Origin of the sequence: Streptomyces sp. NPDC002793 (assembly GCF_040295485.1) — a bacterium.
Classification (GTDB): domain Bacteria; phylum Actinomycetota; class Actinomycetes; order Streptomycetales; family Streptomycetaceae; genus Streptomyces.
In genome coordinates this window covers 1-25027 of sequence record NZ_JBEOVL010000050.1, presented here as the reverse complement: position 1 = coordinate 25027, position 25027 = coordinate 1, and the positions used below count along the sequence as shown (strand labels likewise).

Below are 25027 nucleotides of genomic sequence, written 5' to 3'. Positions count from 1 at the left end.
GGATCAGACCGCCCTCATCAGCAGGGTCGCGGCGATGAGTACCGCCGCGCCGCCGAACATCGAGACCGCGTAGGAGCGGGCATAGCCGTTCTGCAGCTTGCGCAGCCGGCCGGAGAGCCCGCCCATCGAGGCGGCCGTGCCGTTGACGACGCCGTCGACCAGGGTGTGGTCGACGTAGACCAGGGAGCGGGTGAGGTGTTCGCCGCCGCGGACCAGGACCACGTGGTTGAAGTCGTCCTGGAGGAGGTCGCGGCGGGCCGCCCTGGTGAGCAGGGAGCCGCGCGGTGCGACGGCCGGGACGGGCTTGCGCCCGTACATGGCCCAGGCGATGGCGACTCCGATCACGAGCACCACCATGGTGGCGGCGGTGACGGTGGTCGCGCTGACCGGGGCGTGTCCGTGGTCGTGTCCGGTGACGGGCTCCAGCCAGTGCATGAACCGGTCGCCGATGGAGAAGAAGCCTCCGGCGAAGACCGATCCGAAGGCCAGCACGATCATCGGGATCGTCATCGACCTGGGTGACTCGTGCGGGTGCGGCTCGTGGCCGTCCGCGTCGGGCTGCCAGCGCTTCTCGCCGAAGAACGTCAGCAGCATCACGCGCGTCATGTAGAACGCGGTGATCGCGGCGCCCAGGAGGGTGACGCAGCCGAGGATCCAGCCCTGGGTGCCGCCCTTGGCGAAGGCCGCCTCGATGATCATGTCCTTGGAGAAGAAGCCGGACAGACCGGGGAAACCGATGATGGCGAGGTAGCCCAGTCCGAAGGTGACGAAGGTGACCGGCATGAACTTCCGCAGTCCGCCGTACTTCCGCATGTCCACCTCGTCGTTCATGCCGTGCATGACCGAACCGGCGCCGAGGAAGAGCCCGGCCTTGAAGAAGCCGTGGGTCACCAGGTGCATGATCGCGAAGACGTAACCGATGGGGCCGAGGCCCGCGGCCAGGATCATGTAGCCGATCTGCGACATCGTCGACCCGGCGAGGGCCTTCTTGATGTCGTCCTTCGCGCAACCGACGATCGCACCGAAGAGGAGCGTGACCGCACCGACGACCACGACGACCGTCTGCGCGTCGGGCGCCGCGTTGAAGATCGCGCCGGAACGGACGATGAGGTAGACGCCAGCGGTCACCATGGTGGCGGCGTGGATCAGGGCCGAGACCGGGGTCGGGCCCTCCATCGCGTCACCGAGCCAGGACTGCAGCGGCACCTGGGCCGACTTGCCGCACGCGGCGAGGAGCAGCATCAGGCCGATCACGGTGAGCTTGCCCTCGCCCGTGTCGCCGGTCGCTTCGAGCACCGGCCCGAAGGCGAACGTGCCGAAGGTGGTGAACATGAGCATGATCGCGATGGACAGGCCCATGTCGCCGACCCGGTTGACCAGGAAGGCCTTCTTGGCGGCGGTGGCCGCGCTGGGCTTGTGCTGCCAGAAGCCGATGAGCAGGTACGACGCCAGACCGACGCCCTCCCACCCGACGTACAGCAGGAGATAGTTGTCGGCGATGACCAGGACGAGCATCGCCGCGAGGAAGAGATTCAGATAGCCGAAGAAGCGGCGACGGCGCTCGTCGTGCTCCATGTAGCCGATGGAGTAGATGTGGATCAGTGTGCCCACACCCGTGATCAGCAGGACGAACGTCATCGACAACTGGTCCAGCTGGAAGGCCACATCGGCCTGGAACCCCTCGACGGGGATCCAGCTGAACAGCTTCTGGTGCAGGGCACGGTCCTCCGCGCCCCTGCCCAGCATGTCCGTGAACAGCACGACACCGATGACGAACGACGCGGCGGCGAACACCGTGCCGATCCAGTGGCCGGCCCGGTCGAGCCGGCGGCCTCCGCAGAGCAGTACCGCCGCTCCGAGCAGGGGCGCCGCGACCAGCAGCGCAATCAGGTTTTCCACGATTCCGACCCCTTACAGCTTCATCAGGCTGGCGTCGTCGACCGAGGCCGAGTGGCGGGAGCGGAACAGCGACACGATGATCGCGAGCCCGATGACGACTTCGGCGGCGGCGACGACCATCGTGAAGAACGCGATGATCTGGCCGTCGAGATTGCCGTGCATCCGGGAGAACGCGACGAGCGTGAGGTTGCAGGCGTTGAGCATCAGCTCGATACACATGAACACCACGATCGCGTTCCGCCTGATCAGCACACCGGAGGCGCCGATCGTGAACAAAAGGGCCGCGAGGTAGAGGTAGTTGACCGGATTCACTTGGCGACCTCCTCCTCTTCCTCCGCCGTGTCGCGGGCCGGTCCGCGGTCACGGCCGAGCCGCTCCCCGGAGCGTTGTTCCAGTGCCTTGAGGTCGGCGAGCGCCTCGCCGGACACGTCGCGGATCTGTCCGCGCTGCCGCAGTGTCTGCATGACGGTGAGCTCGGACGGGGTGCCGTCCGGAAGCAGACCCGCGATGTCCACGGCGTTGTGCCGGGCGTAGACGCCGGGGGCCGGCAGCGGCGGCAGATGGCTGCTGCGCACCCGCTCCTGGGAGAGCTCACGCTGGGTCTTGGCGCGTTCGGTGCGCTCGCGGTGGGTGAGCAGCATCGCGCCGACGGTCGCCGTGATCAGCAGGGCGCCGGTGATCTCGAACGCGAAGACGTACTTGGTGAAGATGAGGTTGGCGAGCCCCTCGACGTTTCCGCCGTGCACGGCGTTCGCCGCGCCCAGACCGTTGAAGGTCTTCAGGGACGCCTGCCCGATCCCGGCGATCAGCAGAATGCCGAAGCCGAGTCCGCAGGTGACGGCCAGCCAGCGCTGGCCCTTGAGCGTCTCCTTCAGCGAGTCCGCCGCCGTGACGCCGACGAGCATGACCACGAAGAGGAACAGCATCATGATCGCGCCGGTGTAGACGACGATCTGGACGATGCCCAGGAAGTAGGCGCCGTTGGCGAGGTAGAAGACCGCCAGCACGATCATGGTGCCGGCGAGCGACAGCGCGCTGTGCACCGCCTTCTTCATCAGGACGGTGGAGAGAGCGCCGATGACGGCGACCGTGCCGAGGATCCAGAACTGGACGGCCTCGCCGGTCGAGGTGGCGGTGGCCACCGCGGCCAGGGTGGCGGTCATGCGTCCACCTCCTTGTCCGTCTCTCCCTTGGACACGGCCACCTGGCGTTCCGCGCCGGGGGCGGCGCCGGTCACCAGGCCTCGGTAGTAGTCCTGTTCGTCCATCCCGGGGAAGATCGCGTGGGGGCTGTCGACCATGCCTTCCTCAAGCCCCGCGAGCAGCTCGTCCTTGGTGTAGATGAGGCTCTCGCGGGTGGTGTTGGCGAGCTCGAACTCATTGGTCATGGTCAGAGCCCGGGTGGGGCACGCCTCGATGCAGAGTCCGCACAGGATGCAGCGCGCGTAGTTGATCTGGTAGACGCGGCCGTAGCGCTCGCCCGGGGAGTAGCGCTCCTCGTCCGTGTTGTCCGCGCCCTCCACGTAGATCGCGTCCGCCGGACACGCCCAGGCGCAGAGCTCGCAGCCGACGCACTTCTCCAGCCCGTCCGGGTGACGGTTGAGCTGGTGCCGGCCGTGGAAGCGCGGCGCCGTCACCTTCTGCGTCTCCGGGTACTGCTCGGTCAGCCGCTTCTTGAACATGGCCTTGAAGGTCACGCCGAAGCCGGCCACAGGATTCTGGAACTTCTCCCCTGAGGGTTCTGATGACTCAGACACCGTCGGCCTCCCTTCCGTCACTCGCGCGTTCGTCACTCTGAGTATCCGGTCCACCACTGGCAACGAGCTCGCGCTCACGTCGTGGAACGCGGCGCGGCACCGGCGGCAGTGCCTGTCCGGGCAGCGGTGGCACGGGGAATCCGCCCGCCATCGGGTCGAACGCCGGCTCCGGTCCGGCCGCCTCCTCGGCGGCCTTGGCCTTCCGGTCGCGGAACATGTCGGCGGTGAAGGAGATCAGCAGGACCGCGATCACGGCTCCGGCGACGTACAGCAGGATCTTCGAGTAGTCGTAGCCCTCGTTGTTCAGCGCCCTGACGGTGGCGACCAGCATCAGCCAGAGCACGGAGACCGGGATCAGGACCTTCCAGCCGAGCTTCATCAACTGGTCGTAGCGGACGCGTGGCAGCGTGCCGCGCAGCCAGATGAAGAAGAAGAGGAGGAGCTGCACCTTGATGACGAACCAGAGCATCGGCCACCAGCCGTGGTTCGCGCCCTCCCAGAAGGTGCTGATCGGGTACGGAGCCCGCCAGCCGCCCAGGAACAGGGTCGCGGAGACCGCGGAGACGGTGACCATGTTGACGTACTCGGCGAGCATGAACATCGCGAACTTGATCGAGGAGTACTCGGTGTTGAAGCCGCCTACCAGGTCGCCCTCGGACTCCGGCATGTCGAACGGGGCACGGTTGGTCTCGCCGACCATCGTGATGACGTAGATGATGAAGGAGACCGGCAGCAGGAGGATGAACCAGCGGTCCTCCTGGGCCGCCACGATCTCCGAGGTCGACATCGAGCCGGAGTAGAGGAAGACGGAGGCGAACGCGGCGCCCATCGCGATCTCGTAGCTGATCATCTGGGCGCAGGAACGCAGACCGCCGAGCAGCGGGTACGTCGATCCGGAGGACCAGCCGGCCAGCACGATGCCGTAGATGCCGACGGAGGCGACCGCGAGGATGTACAGCATCGCGATCGGCAGGTCGGTCAGCTGCATCGTCGTGCGGTGGCCGAAGATCGAGACCTCGTTGCCGGCCGGGCCGAACGGGATCACCGCGATCGCCATGAACGCCGGTACGGCGGCGACGATCGGGGCCAGGATGTAGACGACCTTGTCGGCCCGCTTGACGACGACGTCTTCCTTGAGCATCAGCTTGACGCCGTCGGCGAGCGACTGGAGCAGGCCCCAGGGGCCGTTCCGGTTGGGGCCGATGCGCAGCTGCATCCAGGCGACGACCTTGCGTTCCCACACGATGGCGAACAGCACCGTCACCATCAGGAACGCGAAGCAGAACACCGCCTTGACGACGACGAGCCACCAGGGGTCCGTACCGAACATCGAGAGGTCCTCGGCCGCGAGGACGGTGCCCCGCGGTGCCGTGGCGAGTCGATCGAGGCCGGTCACTCTCCTACCTCCGTTGTCACGACGTGGGAGCCCGGGGCGGCCGGTCCGATCCGGACCACTCCGCCCGGCTGGGCCCCGGTGTCGGCGGGGACGCCCCGGCCGACGGAGTTGAGGGGTACCCACACCACCCGGTCCGGCATCTCGGTGACCGCCAGCGGGAGTTCGGTGGTCCCGGCGGGGCCGGTGACGGCCAGCAGGTCGCCGTCCTTCACCCCGGACTCGGCGGCGGTGACGGCGGAGAGCCGGGCGACGGCCGCGTGCCGGGTACCGGCCAGCGCCTCGTCGCCCTCCTGGAGCCGGCCCCGGTCGAGCAGCATCCGGTGGCCCGCGAGGACCGCCTCGCCGTCACCGGGCCGGGCCACCGGGCGGGACGCCGCCCGCGGGTCGTCGGCGTGGCCGCCCTGCCAGCCGCCGAGCCGGTCGAGCTCGCGGCGGGCCGCCCTCAGGTCGGGCAGTGCGAGGTGCACGTCGAGTGCGTCCGCCAGCATGTGGAGCACCCGCGCGTCGGTCGGGCAGAGCGTCCTCGGCAGCTGCTCGGGCTTCAGCGCGGCCTCGAACATCCGCGCCCTGCCCTCCCAGTTGAGGAACGTGCCGGGCTTCTCCGGGACCGCGGCGACGGGAAGGACGACGTCGGCTCGCTCGGTGACCGCGCCGGGGCGCAGCTCCAGCGAGACCAGGAAGCCGACCTCGTCCAGCGCCTCCAGGGCGCGGGCCGGATCGGGCAGGTCCTCGGGGTCGACCCCCGCGACCAGCAGTGCGGCCAGTTCGCCGGTGGCAGCGGCCTCCACGATCTGGCCGGTGTCACGGCCGAAGCGGGCGGGGAGTTCGGCGACGCCCCAGACGGACGCCACCTCCTCCCGTGCCCGGGGGTGCGTCGCGGGACGGCCGCCGGGCAGCAGCGACGGGAGCGCGCCCGCCTCCAGCGCGCCGCGTTCACCGGCCCGGCGCGGGATCCACACCAGTGCGGCGCCGGTCGCCGCGGCGGTGCGGACGGCCGCGGTCAACCCGCCGGGTACGGCGGCGAGCCGTTCGCCCACCACGATCACGGAGCCTTCGATGCGCAGCGCCTCGGCGGCGACGGCTCCGTACCCTTCCAGGCCGACCCCGCCCGCGAGGGCGTCCAGCCATTCGGTCTCGGTGCCGGGCGCGGCGGGCAGCAGCGTGCCGCCGGCCTTCTCCAGGCCCCGGCTCGCGTGCGAGGCGAGGGCGTACGTCCGCTGCCCGTGCTTGCGGTGGGCCTTGCGGAGCCGCAGGAAGACGCCGGGCGCCTCCTCCTCGGACTCGAAGCCGGCCAGCAGGACCGCCGGCGCCTTCTCCAGGGCGGTGTAGGTGACCCCGCCACCGTCCAGATCGCGTCCGCGCCCGGCCACGCGGGCGGCCAGGAAGTCGGCCTCCTCACCGCTGTGCACCCGGGCCCGGAAGTCGATGTCGTTGGTGTCCAGGGCGACCCGCGCGAACTTGCTGTACGCGTAGGCGTCCTCGACGGTCAGCCGGCCACCGGTGAGCACCCCGGTCCTGCCGCGCGCCCCCGAGAGTCCGGCCGCCGCCGCTTCCAGCGCCTCGGGCCAGCTCGCCGGCTCCAGGACACCCTCCGCGTTGCGTACGAGTGGCGTGGTGAGCCGGTCGCGCTGCTGGGCGTAGCGGAAGCCGAAGCGGCCCTTGTCGCAGAGCCACTCCTCGTTGACCTCGGGGTCGTTGGCGGCGAGCCGCCGCATGACCTTGCCGCGCCGGTGGTCGGTCCGGGTGGCGCAGCCGCCGGCGCAGTGCTCGCACACCGAGGGCGTCGACACCAGGTCGAAGGGCCGGGAGCGGAACCGGTACGCCGCCGAGGTCAGCGCCCCGACCGGGCAGATCTGGATGGTGTTGCCGGAGAAGTACGACTCGAAGGGGTCGCCCTCGCCGGTGCCGACCTGCTGGAGCGCTCCGCGCTCGATCAGCTCGATCATCGGGTCCCCCGCCACCTGGTTGGAGAACCGGGTGCAGCGTGCGCAGAGCACGCACCGCTCGCGGTCCAGCAGCACCTGGGTGGAGATGGGGACGGGCTTCTCGAAGGTGCGCTTCTTCCCGTCGAAGCGGGAGTCGGCGCCACCGTGCGACATCGCCTGGTTCTGCAGGGGGCACTCGCCGCCCTTGTCGCAGACCGGGCAGTCCAGCGGGTGGTTGATGAGCAGGAGCTCCATCACCCCCTTCTGGGCCTTCTCCGCGACGGGCGAGGTGATCTGCGACTTCACGACCATGCCGTCGGTGCACGTGATGGTGCAGGACGCCATCGGCTTGCGCTGGCCCTCGACCTCGACGATGCACTGCCGGCAGGCGCCGGCCGGGTCGAGGAGCGGGTGGTCGCAGAAGCGCGGGATCTCGATGCCGAGGAGTTCGGCGGCGCGGATGACGAGGGTGCCCTTGGGCACGCTGATCTCGATGCCGTCGATCGTGAGCGTGACGAGGTCCTCGGGCGGAACGGCCGCCTCGCCGCCCCCGGAGGGCGCACTCGTGGTGACTGTCATGCGTTCACCCCCCGGTGAGCGTTCTTGTCGTCCTTGTCGTCGGCCCAGAGGGTCGACCTTGCGGGGTCGAAGGGGCAGCCCTTGCCGGTGATGTGCTGCTCGTACTCCTCGCGGAAGTACTTCAGCGAGGAGAAGATCGGCGATGCGGCGCCGTCTCCGAGGGCACAGAAGGACTTGCCGTTGATGTTGTCGGCGATGTCGTTGAGCTTGTCCAGGTCGGCGGCCTCGCCCTTGCCGGCCTCGATGTCGCGCAGCAACTGGACGAGCCAGTACGTGCCCTCACGGCACGGTGTGCACTTGCCGCAGGACTCGTGGGCGTAGAACTCGGTCCAGCGGGTGACGGCCCGCACCACACAGGTGGTCTCGTCGAAGCACTGCAGCGCCTTGGTGCCGAGCATGGATCCGGCGGCGCCGACGCCCTCGTAGTCCAGCGGGACGTCGAGGTGCTCCTCGGTGAACATCGGGGTGGAGGAGCCGCCCGGGGTCCAGAACTTCAGGCGGTGCCCGGCCCGGATGCCGCCGCTCATGTCGAGCAGCTGGCGCAGGGTGATGCCGAGCGGTGCCTCGTACTGGCCGGGGCTGGTGACGTGCCCGCTGAGCGAGTACAGCGTGAAGCCCGGGGACTTCTCGCTTCCCATCGACTTGAACCAGTCCTTGCCCCTGTTCAGGATGGCGGGAACCGAGGCGATGGACTCGACGTTGTTCACGACGGTGGGACAGGCGTACAGACCGGCGACCGCGGGGAAGGGCGGACGGAGCCGGGGCTGGCCGCGCCGCCCTTCCAGCGAGTCGAGCAGCGCGGTCTCCTCTCCGCAGATGTACGCACCGGCACCCGCGTGCACCGTGAGCTCGAGGTCGAGCCCCGAACCCAGGACGTTCTCCCCCAGATATCCCGCCTCGTACGCTTCACGTACCGCTTCGTGCAGCCTCCGCAGCACGGGGACGGCCTCACCCCGCAGATAGATGAAGGCGTGCGACGACCGGATCGCGTAACAGGCGATCACGATGCCCTCGATGAGGCTGTGCGGGTTGGCGAAGAGGAGCGGCATGTCCTTGCAGGTGCCGGGCTCCGACTCGTCGGCGTTGACCACGAGGTAGTGCGGCTTGCCGTCGCCCTGCGGGATGAACTGCCACTTCATCCCGGTGGGGAAGCCCGCGCCTCCGCGTCCGCGCAGACCGGAGTCCTTGACGTACGCGATGAGGTCGTCCGGCGCCATGGCCAGGGCCTTGCGCAGGCCCTCGTACCCGTCGTGCCGGCGGTAGGTGTCGAGCGTCCAGGACTCCGGCTCGTCCCAGAAGGAGGAGAGGACGGGCGACAGGAGCTTCTCCGGGCTGGTCCCGTTCCTGCCGATCTCGGCTGCCACGGTCATCACTCCCCCTCCTCGGCGGCGGGCCCGGCCGGATGCTCCGGGTCGGAGGCCGAGGTCTGCTGCGTAGCGTCCGGTGCCCCGAAGGGGCTCGTCGTGGGGTGGGGGTCGGCCGACGGGCGGGCATGGGAGCTGAGGTGCTCGGCGCCCTTCTGCGACTGTGCGTCGCGGGGTGTCTCGCCCCTCGGTCCGACCACGCGCGCCTGCGGGGCGGCCTCGCCCTTGGCCAGCTTCAGTCCGACCAGGGAGGCAGGGCCCGCTCCGCCGCTCGCCTCGACGGCGCCGGGGCGGGCGTCGGGGAAGCCGGCCAGGATCCGGGCCGTGTCCTTGTACGTGCAGAGGGGCGCGCCGCGGGTGGGCTCGACGGTGCGTCCCGCGATCAGGTCGTCGACGAGCTGTGTCGCACTCTCCGGCGTCTGGTTGTCGAAGAACTCCCAGTTGACCATCACGACGGGCGCGAAGTCGCAGGCCGCGTTGCACTCGATGTGTTCGAGGGTGACCTTGCCGTCGTCGGTCGTCTCGTCGTTGCCGACGCCCAGGTGCTCCTTGAGCCGGTCGAAGATGGCGTCGCCGCCCATGACCGCGCACAGGGTGTTGGTGCAGACCCCGACCTGGTAGTCACCGCTCGGCCGGCGGCGGTACATCGTGTAGAAGGTGGCGACCGCGGTGACCTCGGCGGTGGTGAGGCCGAGCTGGTCGGCGCAGAACGCCATGCCCGTACGGGAGACGAACCCCTCCTGGGACTGCACCAGGTGCAGCAGCGGCAGCAGCGCGGAGCGGCTGCTGGGGTAGCGCGCGATCACCTCCTTCGCGTCCGCTTCGAGCCGGGCGAGCACGTCGGCCGGGTAGGCGGGGGCGGGGAGCTGCGGCATCCCCAGAGTGACTTCTCGGTTGGACGCGGTCACCGGTCGACGCCTCCCATCACGGGGTCGATGGATGCGACGGCGACGATGACGTCGGCGACCTGGCCGCCCTCGCACATCGCCGCCATGGCCTGGAGGTTGGTGAAGGACGGGTCGCGGAAGTGGACCCGGAAGGGGCGCGTGCCGCCGTCCGAGACGACGTGCACGCCGAGTTCGCCCTTGGGGGACTCCATGGCGGTGTACGCCTGCCCGGCCGGGACCCGGAAGCCCTCGGTCACCAGCTTGAAGTGGTGGATCAGGGCCTCCATGGAGGTGCCCATGATCTTCTTGATGTGGTCGAGCGAGTTGCCGAGGCCGTCGGGTCCCAGCGCGAGCTGCGCGGGCCAGGCGATCTTCTTGTCGGCCACCATGACCGGCCCCGGTTCCAGGCGCTCCAGGCACTGCTCGATGATCCTGAGGGACTGGCGCATCTCCTCCAGCCGGATCAGGAAGCGGCCGTAGGAGTCGCAGGTGTCCGTGGTGGGCACGTCGAACTCGTAGTTCTCGTAGCCGCAGTACGGGTCGGTCTTGCGCAGGTCGTGCGGGAGTCCGGCGGACCTGAGGACCGGGCCGGTGACGCCGAGCGCCATGCAGCCGGCCAGATCGAGGTACCCGACGTCCTGCATGCGGGCCTTGAAGATGGGGTTGCCGGTGAAGAGCTTGTCGTACTCCGGCAGGTTCTTCCTCATGGTCTTGATGAACTCGCGGATCCGGTCGACCGCGCCCATCGGGAGGTCCTGGGCGAGGCCGCCGGGCCGGATGAACGCGTGGTTCATCCGCAGCCCGGTGATCAGCTCGAAGAGGTCGAGAACGAGTTCACGATCACGGAAGCCGTAGATCATGACCGTCGTCGCACCGAGTTCCATGCCGCCGGTGGCGACGCACACCAGGTGTGAGGAGATCCGGTTGAGCTCCATCAGGAGCACCCGCAGGACGGTGGCCCGGTCGGGGATCTGGTCCTCGATGCCGAGGAGCTTCTCGACCCCGAGGCAGTAGGCCGCCTCGTTGAAGAACGGGGTCAGGTAGTCCATGCGTGTGACGAAGGTGGTGCCCTGCGTCCAGTTCCGGAATTCAAGGTTCTTCTCGATGCCGGTGTGGAGGTAGCCGATGCCGCAGCGGGCCTCGGTGACGGTCTCGCCGTCGATCTCCAGGATCAGCCGCAGCACGCCGTGCGTGGACGGGTGCTGGGGACCCATGTTGACGATGATGCGTTCGTCGTCCGACTTCGCGGCGGATTCGACGACCTCGTCCCAGTCGCCGCCGGTGACTGTATATACAGTCCCCTCGGTCGTGGCCCTGGGTGTCGCGTGGGGAGTGGTCATCAGCTGTACGACCTCCGCTGGTCCGGAGCCGGGATCTGGGCGCCCTTGTACTCGACGGCGATGCCGCCGAGCGGGTAGTCCTTGCGCTGCGGGAAGCCCTGCCAGTCGTCCGGCATCATGATCCGGGTCAGGGCGGGGTGCCCGTCGAAGATCAGGCCGAAGAAGTCGTAGGTCTCGCGCTCGTGCCAGTCGTTGGTCGGGTAGACCGCGACGAGTGACGGGATGTGCGGGTCGCTGTCGGGGGCGGACACCTCCAGGCGGATCAGCCGCCCGTGGGTGAGCGAGCGCAGGTGGTAGACCGCGTGCAGCTCGCGTCCCTTGTCCCCCAGGTAGTGGACCCCGCTGACCCCCGTACAGAGCTCGAAGCGCAGGGCGGGGTCGTCGCGCAGGGTGCGGGCGACCTGGACCAGGTGCTCGCGGGCGATGAAGAAGGTCATCTCGCCCCGGTCGACGACCGTCTTCTCGATGGCGTTGCCGGGAAGCAGGTCCTGTTCCTCCAGGGCCCCTTCGAGTTCGTCGGCGACCTCGTCGAACCAGCCGCCGTACGGCCGGGAGGTGGCTCCCGGCAGGGTCACCGCACGGACGAGTCCGCCGTAACCGGAGGTGTCGCCGCCGTTGTTGGCGCCGAACATGCCCTTGCGTACGCCGATGACCTCACCGGATTCGTCCCGCGGGACGGGCACCCCGTTGCCGTTCTGCTCGTCACTCACCGCAGCAGCCCCTTCATCTCGATCAGGGGGAGCGCCTTGAGCGCCGCTTCCTCCGCCTCCCGGGCGGCCTCCTCCGCGTTGACCCCGAGCTTGGAGCCCTGGATCTTCTGGTGGAGCTTGAGGATGGCGTCGATCAGCATCTCGGGACGAGGCGGGCATCCCGGCAAATAGATGTCGACCGGGACAATATGATCAACACCCTGAACAATGGCGTAATTGTTGAACATTCCACCCGATGACGCGCAAACGCCCATGGAGATGACCCACTTGGGGCTCGGCATCTGGTCGTAGACCTGCCGCAGGACGGGGGCCATCTTCTGGCTCACCCGTCCTGCGACGATCATCAGATCCGCCTGCCGCGGCGATCCGCGGAAGACCTCCATCCCGAAACGGGCCAGGTCGTACCGCCCGGCGCCGGTCGTCATCATCTCGATGGCGCAGCAGGCGAGGCCGAAGGTGGCGGGGAAGACGGACGATTTCCGTACCCAGCCGGCGGCCTGCTCGACAGTGGTCAGTACGAAGCCGCTCGGCAGCTTCTCTTCGAGTCCCATGGTGTGCCCCTCAGCCCCTCAGTCCCATTCCAGGCCGCCCCGGCGCCACACATACGCGTAGGCGACGAAGACGGTGAGCACGAAGAGCAGCATCTCCACGAGCCCGAAGATCCCCAGGGCGTCGAAGGTGACCGCCCAGGGATAGAGGAAGACGATCTCGATGTCGAAGACGATGAACAGCATCGCCGTCAGGTAGTACTTGATGGGGAAACGGCCGCCTCCGGCTGGAGTGGGGGTGGGTTCGATACCGCACTCGTACGCTTCGAGCTTTGCCCGGTTGTACCGCTTGGGGCCGATAAGCGTGGCCATGACCACGGAGAAGATCGCAAACCCTGCCCCGAGGGCGCCGAGCACGAGGATGGGCGCGTAGGCATTCACGCTCCTCGCTCCTTCCAGTCGTCCTTGACCGTTGGACCGCATCGGGCGATCGGCTCGCCACCTCAGCAAGATCGTGCACATGTGAGGCAGTTCACAAGCCCGACTGCCCCGCATCCTATGCCTGCCGTCCTGTGATCTGCGACACGGGGTACACCAACGTCTTTGTGATCTCCACCACCTGACGAACGATCATGAAGTCGGATGAGCGGTGATCTTCACACGCGAAGCGGCCGTGCGGTTACGAGACGTGACATCTTGCGTCGTTACCGCTGGTCAAAGGCGCCTGGCACTATCAATTGGCGCCCTGTACAAGCAAATTGGCGGTGGACACCCGGCAGGTGATATGGAAATCGACCGCTCACGGCAGGCACTCGGACGAGGGACTCCGGTACCGATGCGGACAATGCGCACGCATTCACGAACTTCCGGACGGCCGCCACGAGTCCCATCCGGACGGGCCCGACGCACGGTCACGGGAACGGACATGACGCACCAATGGGGCACCCTCCCCCGCGAGGGCGAACGACATCGACCGGCCGGCGGCGCGCGACCGTGCGACCGCCCCTCATGGAAGAGTCACGCTGTGACCTGCGTCACTCCACGCGCGCTCCAAGAAAAGCGGGCTTGGCCAACCGTGTGAACAGATGGTAAGCGACGGGCAATTCGGGCGTATTGAGAGAACCCCGTGATCACAGCGGTGCACAGGAGTGCCCGTTTTGCCCGTTAGGGCGTCAATAAGGGGCCGTAATAAGCGGATTCAGGGATTCCGAACGTAACTGTGTCGCAACACACGTTTCTTGATGGGACCCCTACAGCCCTGATAGCGCTAGTACCCATGTCCCACACCGCTCACATACCCAGCCACCGGAAGCCCCGCCAGAGTGCCTCGAAGACGGCACTGCGGGCAGGAGTTGCCGGTGGCGTCCTCAGCACCATCGCGGTCGCGGGTGCTGCCGGTCCGGCCCAGGCCGAGCCGGTGACCCAGACCATCGAGATGCCCACCATCACGGCCGGGCTCTCCACCTCCGTCGCCGCGTCCGCGCAGGCAACCCAGGCGGTCGCCCTCGACCTGGCGATCCAGGCCCAGGAGACCGCAGCCGCCGACACCGCCGCCAAGGCCGCCAAGAAGGCCAAGGCCGAGGCCGTCCGCAAGGCGGAGGCCGAGAAGAAGGCTGAAGCCGCCGCCAAGGCCAAGGCGGAAGCAGAGGCCGAGGCAGCCGCCGAGCGGGCCTCCCGCTCCTCGGAGCGCACCACGCTCAGTGCGTCCTCCGGCTCCTCCTCCGGCTCGTCGTCCTCCTCGTCCTCCTCCAGCGCCACCGGGTCCGCCGCGGCCGTCATCGCGTTCGCGCAGTCCCAGGTCGGTGACGCGTACGTCTCCGGCGGCACCGGCCCGAACTCGTGGGACTGCTCGGGCCTCGTCCAGGCCGCCTTCGGCAGCGTGGGCGTCGACCTGCCGCGCGTCTCGCAGAGCCAGTCGACCGCCGGGACCCAGGTCTCGCTCGACAACCTCCAGCCCGGCGACATCCTGTACTGGGGCGGCGCCGGCAGCGCGTACCACGTCGGGATCTACGTGGGCGGCGGCCAGTTCGTCGGTGCGCAGAACTCCAGCACCGGCGTCGTGCAGCAGTCCCTGGACTACGACCCGCCGTCGGGCGCCGTCCGCGTTCTCTGATTCACAAGCTCCGCACGCCTGAGCACGCACGCGGGCCGTCACTCCCCGGACGGGAGTGACGGCCCGTCGTCATGCCCTGGCGGCGTCCGCTTCCAGGGCCTCGTCCGCCGGCCGTCGCCGGCCCGGCACCCGGCCCCGCTCCCCGGCCTCCCGGTCACGGCGCAGAAGCACCACACCCACCGCGCACACGAGACCGGCCAGCACGAAACCGTACGGCGGGGTCGAGCCGGAGGGCTGTGTCTCGTAGACGAGCGCGGCCGACAGCACGGTCACCGCGCCCAGGGCCCGGCCGCCGCTCGTGGTGGCGGCGATCACCGCCGTCGCCCACAGCAGGTACCACGGCTGCACCATCGGCGAGAGCGCGACCAGGGCCAGCAGTGCGAGGCCCAGGGCGCGAACGGGTTCCGTGCGCCCGGTCGTCGCCTGCCACGCGAGGCGGGCGATCAGCACCAGGGCGATCAGCAGCCCCAGGTTCTGCACGGCCGACTTGACCGGATCCGGGTCGGTTCCGGCCAGCAGCCGCAGGAGTTCGCCGAGGCCCAGGCCGAGGTCGCTGCTGAGGGACAGCGCCGTGTGGATGCGCGCGGCGACGCTCTGCGTCCCGAGCCAGCCGAAGCCGGTGCCGGAGAGGAGCGTCACGACGACGGCCACCGCCGCGGCGATCAGTCCGGGCGCGAGCAGCCCCTTCGCCACCCGTCGTACGACCGGACCGCTCGCGGCCCGGCCCACCAGGACGCCGACGAACAGCAGCGCCACCGCCGCGGGCGACTTGACCATCGCGGCGAACCCGATGAGCACCGACCCGACGACCCACCTACCGCGCAGGGCCAGCAGCACACCGGTCAGCATGAGCCCGGTCATCAGCCCGTCGTTGTGGACACCGCCCACGACGTGGATGAGCATCAGCGGATTCAGCGCCCCGAGCCACAGCGCGGCGCTCTCGCTGCGGCCGAGCTCCCGGGCGAGGTTCCGCAGGGCCCAGACGATCAGCACCAGCCCGGCCAGGGCGACGACGCGCATCCCCAGCACGGCGGGCACGATCGTGCCGCCGGTCGCCCAGGCCACGACGCGTGCCAGGACGAGGAAGAACGGCCCGTAAGGGGCCGGGGTGTCGGTCCAGTGCCCGCCGACGCTCGCCGATGCGTCGCCGCCCCGCCCCTCGGGGTCGAGGACGGACGGCCCGACGCTGTAGACGTCGTGTCCTTCGAGGACCATCGCGCCCTGCGCGATGTAGCTGTAGACGTCGGCGCTGTAGAGCGGGGGCGCCAGGACCAGCGGGGCCGCCCACCAGACCAGGGTGACGACGGTGTCGCGTACGGAGGCTCCCGTCCGCCCGTACAGCCACCAGGCGACGACGAGGACCGTGAGGCCGCCGTACGCCAGTGCGTGACCGACGGCGGTCACCACGGTCCCGTGGGAGACCCACAGGCCCCACGGATCGTGCGCCGGCAGTGTGCCGACGGCCCAGCCGCCCGACGCGACCGCCAGTGATCCCGCCGCGCCGAGACAGCGGTGACGGCCGACGGTGCGTGTCCCTGTTGCCCCCATGGTCCGCAACCTATCGCGGCCCCCCGCGCGCTCAGGCCTTCGGGGCGACCTTCGAGAGCCCGTTGATGATGCGGTCCATGGCGTCGCCGCCCGTCGGGTCGGTGAGGTTGGCGAGCATCTTCAGCGTGAACTTCATCAGGAGGGGGTGGGTCAGACCGCGCTGCGTCGCGATCTTCATGACCTTCGGGTTCCCGATCATCTTCACGAAGGCCCGGCCCAGCGTGTAGTAACCGCCGTAGGTCTCCTTGAGGATCTTCGGGTAGTGGTGCAGGGCCAGTTCCCGCTGCGCCGGGGTGGCACGGGCGTGCGCCTGCACGATGACGTCGGCGGCGATCTGGCCCGACTCCATGGCGTACGCGATGCCTTCGCCGTTGAACGGGTTGACGAGCCCGCCCGCGTCGCCGACGAGCAGCAGGCCCTTGGTGTAGTGCGGCTGGCGGTTGAAGGCCATCGGGAGCGCGGCGCCGCGGATCGGCATCGTCATGTTGTCGGGGGTGTAGCCCCAGTCCTCCGGCATGGAGGCGCACCAGGCCTTGAGCACCTCGCGCCAGTCCAGCTCCTTGAAGGCGGACGAGGAGTTGAGGATGCCGAGACCGACGTTGGACGTGCCGTCGCCCATGCCGAAGATCCAGCCGTAGCCGGGCAGCAGACGGTCCTCCGCGCCCCGGCGGTCCCACAGCTCCAGCCAGGACTCCAGGTAGTCGTCGTCGTGGCGGGGCGAGGTGAAGTACGTACGGACCGCGACGCCCATCGGGCGGTCCTCGCGGCGGTGCAGGCCCATGTGGAGGGAGAGCCGGGTGGAGTTGCCGTCGGCGGCGACGACGAGCGGGGCGTGGAAGGTGACCGGGGTCTTCTCCTCGCCGAGCTTGGCGTGTACGCCGGTGATGCGGCCGGTGCGCTCGTCCTTGACCGGCTCACCGACGTTGCAGCGCTCGTACAGCCGGGCGCCGGCCTTCTGGGCCTGGCGGGCCAGCTGCTCGTCGAAGTCGTCGCGCTTTCGGACCAGACCGTAGTCCGGGTACGAGGCGAGGTCCGGCCAGTCCAGCTGGAGACGTACGCCGCCGCCGATGATGCGCAGGCCCTTGTTGCGCAGCCAGCCTGCCTCTTCCGAGATGTCGATGCCCATGGAGACGAGCTGCTTGGTCGCGCGGGGGGTGAGACCGTCACCGCAGACCTTCTCCCGGGGGAAGGCCGTCTTCTCCAGGAGGAGGACGTCGAGGCCGGCCTTGGCGAGGTGGTACGCGGTCGTCGAGCCGGCTGGGCCCGCTCCGACGACGATCACGTCCGCGCTGTGCTCGGAGAGGGGCTCGGTCACGGTCGGATCTCCCGAAGACTCGAATTCGCGTGCCGCGCGGGCGCGGCACAGGACACGTGCAGTCTATGGGTGTCTGCTGTGCGACCTTCCGAAGGGCTCCCCGAGCCGCACGTGCCCGGCTCGCGGTGGCCCGGCGTCCGGGCACACAGCCCACCGCTCCCGGCTGGAGCTCCGGGCCCCGCCGGGTCAGTCGCGCACGCCCCGGTGGAGGGCCACCACTCCACCGGTGAGATCGCGCCAGGCCACCTTCGACCAGCCGGCCTTCTGCAGCAGCGTCGCGAGGCCGGCCTGGTCGGGCCAGGCACGGATCGACTCGGCGAGGTAGACGTAGGCGTCCGGGTTGGACGACACGGCCCGGGCCACGGGGGGCAGCGCGCGCATCAGGTACTCGGTGTAGACGGTCCGGAAGGGCGCCCAGGTCGGCTGCGAGAACTCGCAGATCACGACGCGGCCACCGCGCTTGGTGACCCGGTACAGCTCGCTCAGCGCGGCGCCGGTGTCCTGGATGTTGCGCAGGCCGAAGGAGATCGTGACCGCGTCGAAGGTCTCGTCCTTGAAGGGGAGTTTCGTGCCGTCGCCCGCGGTGAAGGGCATCCACGGATGGCGCTCCTTGCCGACCCGGAGCATCCCGATCGAGAAGTCGCAGGGCACCACGTAGGCGCCGGCCCGGGCGAACGGCTGCGAGGAGGTGGCCGTACCGGCCGCCAGGTCGAGGATCTTCTGGGCCGGGCGGGCGTCGACGGCCCGGGCGACCTCCTTACGCCAGAGCCGCGCCTGTCCGAGCGACAGGACATCGTTGGTGAGGTCGTAGTTCGCCGCCACGTCGTCGAACATCGAGGCGACTTCGTGCGGCTGCTTGTCCAGGGATGCTCGGGTCACCCTCCCATTCAAGCAGCCCGCCTCCCGGTCGCTCGCGGCGACGTGGAACGAGCCGCGGCCTTCCGTACCTTCCGCCGCGGGCGCCCCGCACCGTCTCCACCCCGATCACCGTCGATTTCGGGAACAGCACCGTCCTGATCGACGTCTCACTCGGCGAGGGAAAGGGGGGCCGCGCCGGGGCCGAGCACCGGTGAACGGGGAGCAGATCAACGTGCGGGGCAGATGGTCCATCCTCCTGCGCGACCACACCGAGACCACGGATGATCACCAGAACATGCACAGTGACGACGCACATCGAATACGGAACGCCTCCGGTGCCCGCCGGACGGCCGGGCGGCGGGCACCGGAGGCCCGGCCCTCACGCGCACAGATCCGGAAACGCTCCATGGCCCGCCGAAGACGGATGCGCCGCCGCCGTGCCGGGTTCACCGGCGTGGTGATCGCGGTGGCGGCCGTCGTGGCGTTCCTCTACGTCGACCCGCCGTGGCAGGACGACGACGGCGAGGCCGCCGTCGCGGCCGGTCAGGAGACGGCCCCGCCGAAGGCGTCGGCCGCACCGAAGGCGTCGCCGAGCCCGGCCCCTTCGAAGTCCCCCGTGAGTTCCCCGAGCGCCGAGGAGTCCGTCGACCCGGACTCCGTTCCCGAGTCGGGTCCCGGCACCTTCACCGTGGCCCGCGAGGGCGTCTCGTCCGAGGCGGGCGGCCATCGCTACCGCGTCGAGGTGGAGGACGGCATCGGTGTGGACCCGGACCGTGCCGCCGAGGACATCGCGGAGATCTTCGCCGACCCCCGGGGCTGGACCGAGAACGGGGCCCCCACGTTCCGGCAGGTCGCCGACAAGTCGGCCGGGCTGGTGATCCGGATAGGAACGCCGAAGACCACCGACCGGCTCTGCGGGCAGTACGGACTGGACACCGGGGGCGAGGTGAACTGCCGTGGCGGGGAGAACGTCATGGTCAACCTCGCCCGGTGGCAGCTCGGTTCGCCACAGTTCGACGGCCCGGTGACCGAGTACCGGGCCCTGATCATCAATCACGAGGTGGGCCACTGGCTCGGGTACGGCCACGAGACCTGCCCCGGCCCCGGCAAGCCGGCGCCCGCCATGATGCAGCAGATCAAGGGGCTGAAGGGCTGCGTCTCCAACGCCTGGCCGTACGACGCGAACGGCCGCTACCTGCGAGGGCCCTCGGTGCCGTGACCGCCCCTCACCGCCGCCGGTGGACCAGCCGTCCGCCGAGCACCGTGGCGACGCAGGTCACGGCGCCCGCCGCGATCAGCGCCGCCTCGTCCGGTACGTCGAAGACGGCGAGATCCGCGCGGCCCCCGACGGCCAGCGGGCCGTGCGCGGTCCCCGCCAGGTCACGCCCTCCGGCGAAGGGATCGAGGCCCGGCCCGCCGGACCCCGTACCGGCCGGCGGGACCACCGTCAGGCCGGCGCGGCTCACCGCGGTGCGTACGGCGGGCTCGGCGAAGCCGCCCGCGACATGCGTCGTGCCGTGCCGCAGCATGCGCTGCAGCCCGCGGCGGACGCTGCCGGCCCTGCGGGGCTCGTCCATCCGTCCGCCCAGTCGCTCGAAGTCGGCGCCGGTCAGCGGCTGTTCGCCGAGCTCGTCGGCCTCGCGCGGGTCGGGGTGGTAGAGGCGGGTCAGCAGGTGGACGCCGTCACGCTGGCGCAGGCCGGGGGTGAGGACCCCCGGCCACTGCCGGACCCGGGCCGCAGGGTGGGCGGCCAGCACCGCGTCGTACGGCCCGAGCGCCACGATCCGGTCGCCGTCCACCGCGACCGCTCCCCCGGCGATGCCTGCCGCGCCGACCGGGAGGACCAGTGGCGCGGCGTGAACGGTGAGCACGGGTGGCTCAGTTGGCGTCGAGGAGCTTCAGCTCCGGGTGCGCGGTGCCGCCCTCGATCGCCGTGGAGGAGATGTGCGAGACGACGCGCTCGTCGACCGGGTCGTTCGCCGGGTCGTCGTGGACGACCAGGTGCTCGTAGGTCGTGGCGCGCTGGGCGGGCACACGGCCCGCCTTGCGGATCAGGTCGATGATCTCGAGGCGGTTCGAGCGGTGCCTGGCGCCGGCCGAGGAGACGACGTTCTCCTCCAGCATGATGGAGCCGAGGTCGTCCGCGCCGTAGTGCAGGGACAGCTGGCCGACCTCCTTGCCGGTGGTCAGCCAGGAGCCCTGGATGTGGGCGACGTTGTCGAGGAAGAGCCGGGCGATGGCGATCATCCGCAGGTACTCGAAGAGCGTGGCCTGCGTCTGTCCCTTCAGCTTGTTGTTCTCCGGCTGGTAGGTGTACGGGATGAAGGCGCGGAAGCCACCGGTCCGGTCCTGTACGTCGCGGATCATCCGCAGGTGCTCGATGCGCTCGGCGTTGGTCTCACCGGTGCCCATCAGCATGGTGGAGGTGGACTCGACGCCGAGGCCGTGCGCGATCTCCATGATCTCCAGCCAGCGCTCGCCGGACTCCTTGAGCGGGGCGATCGCCGTACGCGGCCGGGCGGGCAGCAGTTCGGCACCGGCACCGGCGAAGGAGTCCAGGCCGGCGGCGTGGATCCGCTCGATGGCCTCCTCGGCGGAGACGCCGGAGATGCGGGCCATGTGCTCGATCTCGGAGGCGCCGAGCGAGTGGATGACCAGCTGCGGGAACGCCTTCTTGATCGCGGAGAAGTGTTCCTCGTAGTACTCGACGCCGTAGTCCGGGTGGTGGCCGCCCTGGAACATGATCTGGGTGCCGCCCAGCTCGACGGTCTCCGCGCAGCGGCGCAGGATGTCGTCGAGGTCGCGGGACCAGCCCTTGGCGGTGTCCTTGGGCGGCGCGTAGAAGGCGCAGAACTTGCAGGCCGTGACGCAGACGTTGGTGTAGTTGATGTTGCGCTCGATGATGTACGTCGCGATGTGCTCCGTACCGGCGTAACGACGGCGGCGCACGGCGTCGGCCGCGGCTCCCAGTGCGTGCAGCGGAGCCGACCTGTAGAGGTCGAGCGCCTCCTCAGGAGTGATCCGCCCGCCTTCGGCGGCGCGGTCGAGGATGGGCTGGAGGTCGGCCTTCTCGGTCACCGGGCTGTCACCTTTCGGCGGTTTTTCAACGGATCTACGGACCGATTCAGCGTACGCCAGCCTCTGCCCGGCTCGGCGCCGGGCTCAGTCCCCGGTCCGGGTGAGCGTGCCCTTCGGCGTACCCGCCGCCTCCTCGTGGGACTCGTAGCGCAGGGTGCCGTCGGAGGCGAGGGTGAAGACGAGGTCGGCCTCCCCGCCGGTGCACAGCGCACCGGTGCGGGCGTCGGGGTCCGCGCGCTCCCGGACCCTCAGCTCGGTGGCGGTGCCGGAGACGAGCGTGCCGATGCCCTTGCAGACGACGGTCGTACCGAGCGCGTCGAGCCGGTAGGACAGCCGGACCACCTCCTCGCTCTTCCTCCCCTCGGCGAAGACGGCGGTGAGCGTGCCGTGCGGGGCGCCGCCGCGTTCGGTCGTGGGCCCCTTCCAGGTGCCGGCGAACGCCTTCGGCAACGCGCTCACCTGTGCGGAGGCCGAGGGGGGTGTGGCCGCCGGGGGCTGCTGCGCGGCGTCGTTGCTCCGGTCGCCGTCGCCGGGGAGGGGCAGCAGGTCCCCCAGCATCGCGGCACCCACGGTCATCACGGCGAGGGCGCCGGCGACGGCCAGCGCGACGGTGCAGCTGACCCGCCGCCCCCGGCGGGCACCGGGCTGCGGACCGCTGTCCACGGTGACGGCGATCCGGCCCCGCTCCCCCGACGTGGCCGGCGGTTCGGAGGGCGGCGGCGGCAGCGGCGGGCCGAAGGTGCCGAGCGCGGCGCTCCCCAGGGAGGCGTTGCTGAACGGCACGGGTCCGGAGCGCACGGGCTCGTCCTGCGGCTCCAGGTCCAGCAGGGCCACCGCCGACCTGCTGACCTCACGCTCCAGAGGGCCCGGCAGCCAGCCGGGCGCCACCAGCGCCGTGGCCCCGCCGGGCGCCAGCCTGCGGGCGAGCGCTGCGGGGTCGGGCCGTCCGGCGGGGTCCTTGGCGAGGCACGCGGTCACCAGTTCCCGCAGGTCCCCGTCCAGGTCGCCCAGTTCGGGTTCCTCGTGCACCACCTTGTAGAGGAGCACGGCGGAGGAGTCGCCGAGGAAGGGAGCCGATCCGGTCGCGGCGTAGGCGAGGACGGCGCCGAGCGAGAAGACGTCGGCCGCTCCGGAGATGTCCTGGCCCCGGATCTGTTCCGGCGCCATGTAGCCGGGCGAACCGACGGAGACGCCGGTGGAGGTGAGGGAGACGGTGGCGCCGAGGGCCCGGGCGATACCGAAGTCGATCAGCCGGGGGCCGTCGAGGGCCAGCAGGACGTTGGACGGCTTCACGTCGCGGTGGATGAGACCGTGCGCGTGTACGGCGTCGAGCGCCTCACCGAGCCCGGCCCCCAGGGTCCGTACGGCGTACTCGGGCAGTGGGCCGTGGCGGGTGACCGCGTCGGAGAGCGGCGGACCGGCGACGTAGCCGGTCGCCACCCAGGGGACTGCCGCGTCGGGGTCGGCGTCCAGGACCGGGGCCGTCCACTGGGCTCCGAGGCGCCGGGCCGCGTCCACCTCGCGCCGGAAGCGGGCGCGGAACTGCTCGTCGAGCGCGAAGTGGGGGTGCACGACCTTGACCGCGACGGTCCGCCCGCCGGCGCTCCGGCCGAGGTAGACCCGGCCCATCCCGCCCGCACCGAGCCTGCCGAGCAGCCGGTAGGCGCCGATGGTGTGCGGTTCGCCGGCTTCCAGCGGCTGCATGCGGTCTCCCCCTGTGGTCCCCGGGACTCGCACGGAAGCCTAGGGCGCCCGCGTCGCACGGTCACGGAAACCTCTTCCGCCGATATCGCCCCTATGGGCACGAAGCAGGGTTTTCGCCACACGGAAAGGCGTGAATACGTCGTTCGTCCACGCCGTTCGGGCTTCACCGGAGGGAAACCGGAAGGCACTCCTGGAGTCATCCGCTATTCGACCGCGCGGCCGCCCGGGGGCGGCCTGCGACGGAACTCCGGACATTCGAGCCCTTTCACGGGAACGGAATGCCGGAGTCACGCATCAGGGGAATGGAAGGGCCGGAGGCATGAAGGCCCGGGAAGGTACGGGATTCATCTTCTTCCCGCACCATTCCGCGTGCCGGAAGGAGTCAGCCGCCGAGCAGTTCGACCTTGACGTCCGCCGGGAAGCCGGTCGTCGGACCGGTCCGACGGGCGAACTCACGCACACCCGCCAGCTGGTCCGGACCGAAGCGGAAGTCCAGGGTGGTGAAGTAGCGCTCCAGCACCTCGGCGTCGAAGGACTCCCAGCGCGCCGCCTGTTCGGCGACCTTGGTGACCTCCTCCAGCGAGAGGTCCCGGGAGGCCAGGAACGCCTCGTGCACCTTCTCCACGTAGTCGGGGTGCGAGGCCAGGTAGTCCTTGCGCGCCGCCCAGACCGCGAAGACGAACGGCAGCCCCGTCCACTCCTTCCACATCTGGCCCAGGTCGTGGACCCGCAGCCCGAGCCTGGGGGCGTCGTGCAGGTTCGCGCGCAGCGCGGCGTCGCCGATGAGCACGGCCGCGTCGGCCTCCTGCATCATCAGGCCGAGGTCCGGCGGGCAGGTGTAGTAGTCGGGTTCCACGCCGTACCGCTCGGAGAGCAGCAGCTGGGCCAGGCGTACGGAGGTGCGCGAGGTCGATCCGAGGGCCACCCGGGCCCCGTCCAGCTGCTCCAGGGGGAGCTGGGACACGATCACGCACGACATGACGGGGCCGTCGCAGCCGACCGCGATGTCGGGGAGGGCGACCAGTTCGTCCGCGTTGCGCAGGAACTCGACCAGGGTGACGGGACCGATGTCCAGGTCCCCCCTGACCAGCTGCTCGCTGAGCCTTTCCGGGGTGTCCTTCGAGAGCTCCAGGTCGAGCAGGGTCCCGGTCCGTGCCAGGCCCCAGTAGAGGGGGAGGCAGTTCAGGAACTGGATGTGGCCGACGCGCGGCCTGCTGCGACGGTCGTCGCCTTCTACGGGAGAGACGGTTGAATTGTCCACATCGCGAGGCTAGACCTGTCTCTGTCGGACTGCATCAGCGGGGCATCCGGACCGCTCCGCGGGGCCTTGTCCGTCAGCTCTCCGACGGCCCGATCAAACATCCGGGTGAAGTGATCTTTCCCTCTACCGCTCCCCACAGACTGCGTGCTAGGCTCGCCGCAAGTTGCAGTTTGGTTTCCCTTGCAGTACAGAGCCTGCGGAGCATGTAACCCGCAGGCTTTTGTAGTTTTCAGACTTGTTTGCAGGTTCTGGAGCAGGGCAACCCTTTGGCCCAAGGAGGGCTTATGGCTACCGGAACCGTCAAGTGGTTCAACGCTGAAAAGGGCTTCGGCTTCATCGCCCAGGACGGCGGCGGCCCGGATGTCTTCGTCCACTACTCCGCGATCAACGCGTCCGGGTTCCGCTCCCTCGAGGAGAACCAGGTCGTGAACTTCGACGTCACTCAGGGACCCAAGGGTCCGCAGGCTGAGAACGTCACCCCGGCCTAGTTGCCCGGGTCGGCCGATCGCGGCCGAGTGAGCAGTACCCAAGGAGCCCCGCTCCCCCGTTTCGGCGGAGGAACGGGGCTCCTGCCTTTTCTGCCTCTTCCCGCGGCACCGCACGGCCGGCCCCCGGACCCGGAACGCGGCGCCCGGGAGAGCCCTTGACCTTCTCACCGTGTGAACCTCCGCAAGGGGAGACACCATGTTCACCATCGGAGACTTCGCCCGCAGCTTGTTCTTTTTCTTCCGGTCTCGAACGGTGTCTCGTACTGGGTCGCTCACCTGGGGATTCACCGGACGTGGGGGCGGCCTTCGTCTGATCCT

22 protein-coding genes are annotated in these 25027 nt (G+C 69.8%); 3 read left to right on the top strand and 19 right to left on the bottom strand.

Annotated features, from left to right (window positions below; genetic code table 11):
* Positions 1 to 3 precede the first annotated feature (3 nt).
* The 12 genes from nuoL to ABT001_RS31150 are packed head-to-tail and all read right to left on the bottom strand — an operon-like array spanning position 4 to position 12785.
* Positions 4 to 1899: an NADH-quinone oxidoreductase subunit L gene (gene nuoL / locus ABT001_RS31205; RefSeq protein ID WP_351284543.1), complete on the bottom strand. Its 1896-nt coding sequence runs from the start codon at positions 1897 to 1899 to the stop codon at positions 4 to 6.
* A 12-nt stretch (positions 1900 to 1911) separates the two neighbouring features.
* Complete coding sequence (gene nuoK / locus ABT001_RS31200) at positions 1912 to 2211, bottom strand: NADH-quinone oxidoreductase subunit NuoK (protein ID WP_099173920.1); 300 nt, start codon at positions 2209 to 2211, stop codon at positions 1912 to 1914.
* Complete coding sequence (locus ABT001_RS31195) at positions 2208 to 3062, bottom strand: NADH-quinone oxidoreductase subunit J (protein ID WP_351284540.1); 855 nt, start codon at positions 3060 to 3062, stop codon at positions 2208 to 2210. Before ABT001_RS31195 ends, nuoK begins: the two co-directional genes overlap by 4 nt.
* On the bottom strand, positions 3059 to 3655 hold the full coding sequence (gene nuoI, locus ABT001_RS31190) for an NADH-quinone oxidoreductase subunit NuoI (protein WP_351284537.1): 597 nt from the start codon (positions 3653 to 3655) through the stop codon (positions 3059 to 3061). The genes ABT001_RS31195 and nuoI overlap by 4 nt, the downstream gene beginning before the upstream one ends.
* Entirely contained in the window at positions 3648 to 5051 is a 1404-nt protein-coding gene (gene nuoH / locus ABT001_RS31185) for an NADH-quinone oxidoreductase subunit NuoH (protein ID WP_351284534.1), read from the bottom strand. Before nuoH ends, nuoI begins: the two co-directional genes overlap by 8 nt.
* Entirely contained in the window at positions 5048 to 7555 is a 2508-nt protein-coding gene (locus ABT001_RS31180; protein WP_351284531.1) for an NADH-quinone oxidoreductase subunit G, read from the bottom strand. The genes nuoH and ABT001_RS31180 overlap by 4 nt, the downstream gene beginning before the upstream one ends.
* Entirely contained in the window at positions 7552 to 8928 is a 1377-nt protein-coding gene (gene nuoF / locus ABT001_RS31175; protein ID WP_351284529.1) for an NADH-quinone oxidoreductase subunit NuoF, read from the bottom strand. Before nuoF ends, ABT001_RS31180 begins: the two co-directional genes overlap by 4 nt.
* A complete protein-coding gene (gene nuoE / locus ABT001_RS31170) occupies positions 8925 to 9794 on the bottom strand; it encodes an NADH-quinone oxidoreductase subunit NuoE (RefSeq protein ID WP_351284526.1) in 870 nt (289 codons plus the stop codon). The genes nuoF and nuoE overlap by 4 nt, the downstream gene beginning before the upstream one ends.
* A gap of 29 nt (positions 9795 to 9823) precedes the next feature.
* Complete coding sequence (locus ABT001_RS31165) at positions 9824 to 11146, bottom strand: NADH-quinone oxidoreductase subunit D (RefSeq protein ID WP_351284523.1); 1323 nt, start codon at positions 11144 to 11146, stop codon at positions 9824 to 9826.
* Positions 11146 to 11856, bottom strand: a complete 711-nt coding sequence (locus ABT001_RS31160; protein WP_351284520.1) for an NADH-quinone oxidoreductase subunit C — start codon at positions 11854 to 11856, stop codon at positions 11146 to 11148. Before ABT001_RS31160 ends, ABT001_RS31165 begins: the two co-directional genes overlap by 1 nt.
* Positions 11853 to 12407: a NuoB/complex I 20 kDa subunit family protein gene (locus ABT001_RS31155; RefSeq protein WP_014154689.1), complete on the bottom strand. Its 555-nt coding sequence runs from the start codon at positions 12405 to 12407 to the stop codon at positions 11853 to 11855. The genes ABT001_RS31160 and ABT001_RS31155 overlap by 4 nt, the downstream gene beginning before the upstream one ends.
* Before the next feature lie 18 nt (positions 12408 to 12425).
* On the bottom strand, positions 12426 to 12785 hold the full coding sequence (locus tag ABT001_RS31150; protein ID WP_003992243.1) for an NADH-quinone oxidoreductase subunit A: 360 nt from the start codon (positions 12783 to 12785) through the stop codon (positions 12426 to 12428).
* 835 nt (positions 12786 to 13620) lie between these two features.
* On the opposite strand from ABT001_RS31150, the gene ABT001_RS31145 reads away from it, so the two are divergent.
* Positions 13621 to 14457 (top strand): C40 family peptidase, encoded by an 837-nt coding sequence (locus ABT001_RS31145; RefSeq protein ID WP_351284517.1) that lies wholly within the window; start codon positions 13621 to 13623, stop codon positions 14455 to 14457.
* A gap of 69 nt (positions 14458 to 14526) precedes the next feature.
* Here the strand turns inward: ABT001_RS31145 and mptB are convergent, their stop codons facing one another.
* From mptB to ABT001_RS31130, 3 genes are all read right to left on the bottom strand, one after another.
* Positions 14527 to 16005 carry a polyprenol phosphomannose-dependent alpha 1,6 mannosyltransferase MptB gene (gene mptB / locus ABT001_RS31140; protein WP_351284514.1) on the bottom strand — a complete coding sequence of 493 codons (1479 nt, stop codon included), beginning with the start codon at positions 16003 to 16005 and terminating at the stop codon, positions 14527 to 14529.
* A gap of 31 nt (positions 16006 to 16036) precedes the next feature.
* On the bottom strand, positions 16037 to 17320 hold the full coding sequence (locus tag ABT001_RS31135) for a geranylgeranyl reductase family protein (protein ID WP_351284512.1): 1284 nt from the start codon (positions 17318 to 17320) through the stop codon (positions 16037 to 16039).
* Positions 17321 to 17506: 186 nt separating this feature from the next.
* The gene (locus ABT001_RS31130) at positions 17507 to 18199 is read right to left on the bottom strand and encodes a demethylmenaquinone methyltransferase (protein ID WP_351284509.1); all 693 of its coding nucleotides are present in this window, start codon (positions 18197 to 18199) and stop codon (positions 17507 to 17509) included.
* 385 nt (positions 18200 to 18584) lie between these two features.
* On the opposite strand from ABT001_RS31130, the gene ABT001_RS31125 reads away from it, so the two are divergent.
* Positions 18585 to 19397: a DUF3152 domain-containing protein gene (locus tag ABT001_RS31125; protein WP_351284506.1), complete on the top strand. Its 813-nt coding sequence runs from the start codon at positions 18585 to 18587 to the stop codon at positions 19395 to 19397.
* Positions 19398 to 19404: 7 nt separating this feature from the next.
* Here the strand turns inward: ABT001_RS31125 and ABT001_RS31120 are convergent, their stop codons facing one another.
* The 4 genes from ABT001_RS31120 to ABT001_RS31105 all read right to left on the bottom strand — a co-directional run bounded on the left by ABT001_RS31120 (position 19405) and on the right by ABT001_RS31105 (position 24221).
* Positions 19405 to 20049, bottom strand: coding sequence for an imidazolonepropionase-like domain-containing protein (locus tag ABT001_RS31120; RefSeq protein ID WP_351284504.1), 645 nt, complete (start codon positions 20047 to 20049; stop codon positions 19405 to 19407).
* A 7-nt stretch (positions 20050 to 20056) separates the two neighbouring features.
* Positions 20057 to 21256, bottom strand: coding sequence for a cyclic dehypoxanthinyl futalosine synthase (gene mqnC, locus ABT001_RS31115; RefSeq protein WP_351284501.1), 1200 nt, complete (start codon positions 21254 to 21256; stop codon positions 20057 to 20059).
* A gap of 84 nt (positions 21257 to 21340) precedes the next feature.
* Positions 21341 to 22960 (bottom strand): serine/threonine-protein kinase, encoded by a 1620-nt coding sequence (locus ABT001_RS31110; RefSeq protein ID WP_351284498.1) that lies wholly within the window; start codon positions 22958 to 22960, stop codon positions 21341 to 21343.
* Positions 22961 to 23342: 382 nt separating this feature from the next.
* Positions 23343 to 24221 (bottom strand): menaquinone biosynthetic enzyme MqnA/MqnD family protein, encoded by an 879-nt coding sequence (locus tag ABT001_RS31105; protein ID WP_351284496.1) that lies wholly within the window; start codon positions 24219 to 24221, stop codon positions 23343 to 23345.
* 284 nt (positions 24222 to 24505) lie between these two features.
* On the opposite strand from ABT001_RS31105, the gene ABT001_RS31100 reads away from it, so the two are divergent.
* Complete coding sequence (locus ABT001_RS31100; protein ID WP_003967102.1) at positions 24506 to 24709, top strand: cold-shock protein; 204 nt, start codon at positions 24506 to 24508, stop codon at positions 24707 to 24709.
* The last annotated feature ends 318 nt before the right edge of the window (positions 24710 to 25027 follow it).

What these genes read in the sequence shown, in the direction of transcription:
- ABT001_RS31125 (WP_351284506.1), top strand. Translation starts at nt 18,585, where the DNA reads ATGGCCCGCCGAAGACGGATGCGCCGCCGCCGTGCCGGGTTCACCGGC.
- ABT001_RS31180 (WP_351284531.1), bottom strand. Translation starts at nt 7,555, where the DNA reads ATGACAGTCACCACGAGTGCGCCCTCCGGGGGCGGCGAGGCGGCCGTT.
- ABT001_RS31145 (WP_351284517.1), top strand. Translation starts at nt 13,621, where the DNA reads ATGTCCCACACCGCTCACATACCCAGCCACCGGAAGCCCCGCCAGAGT.
- ABT001_RS31100 (WP_003967102.1), top strand. Translation starts at nt 24,506, where the DNA reads ATGGCTACCGGAACCGTCAAGTGGTTCAACGCTGAAAAGGGCTTCGGC.
- ABT001_RS31165 (WP_351284523.1), bottom strand. Translation starts at nt 11,146, where the DNA reads ATGACCACTCCCCACGCGACACCCAGGGCCACGACCGAGGGGACTGTA.
- ABT001_RS31110 (WP_351284498.1), bottom strand. Translation starts at nt 22,960, where the DNA reads ATGCAGCCGCTGGAAGCCGGCGAACCGCACACCATCGGCGCCTACCGG.
- ABT001_RS31155 (WP_014154689.1), bottom strand. Translation starts at nt 12,407, where the DNA reads ATGGGACTCGAAGAGAAGCTGCCGAGCGGCTTCGTACTGACCACTGTC.
- mptB (WP_351284514.1), bottom strand. Translation starts at nt 16,005, where the DNA reads ATGGGGGCAACAGGGACACGCACCGTCGGCCGTCACCGCTGTCTCGGC.
- nuoE (WP_351284526.1), bottom strand. Translation starts at nt 9,794, where the DNA reads ATGCCGCAGCTCCCCGCCCCCGCCTACCCGGCCGACGTGCTCGCCCGG.
- ABT001_RS31195 (WP_351284540.1), bottom strand. Translation starts at nt 3,062, where the DNA reads ATGACCGCCACCCTGGCCGCGGTGGCCACCGCCACCTCGACCGGCGAG.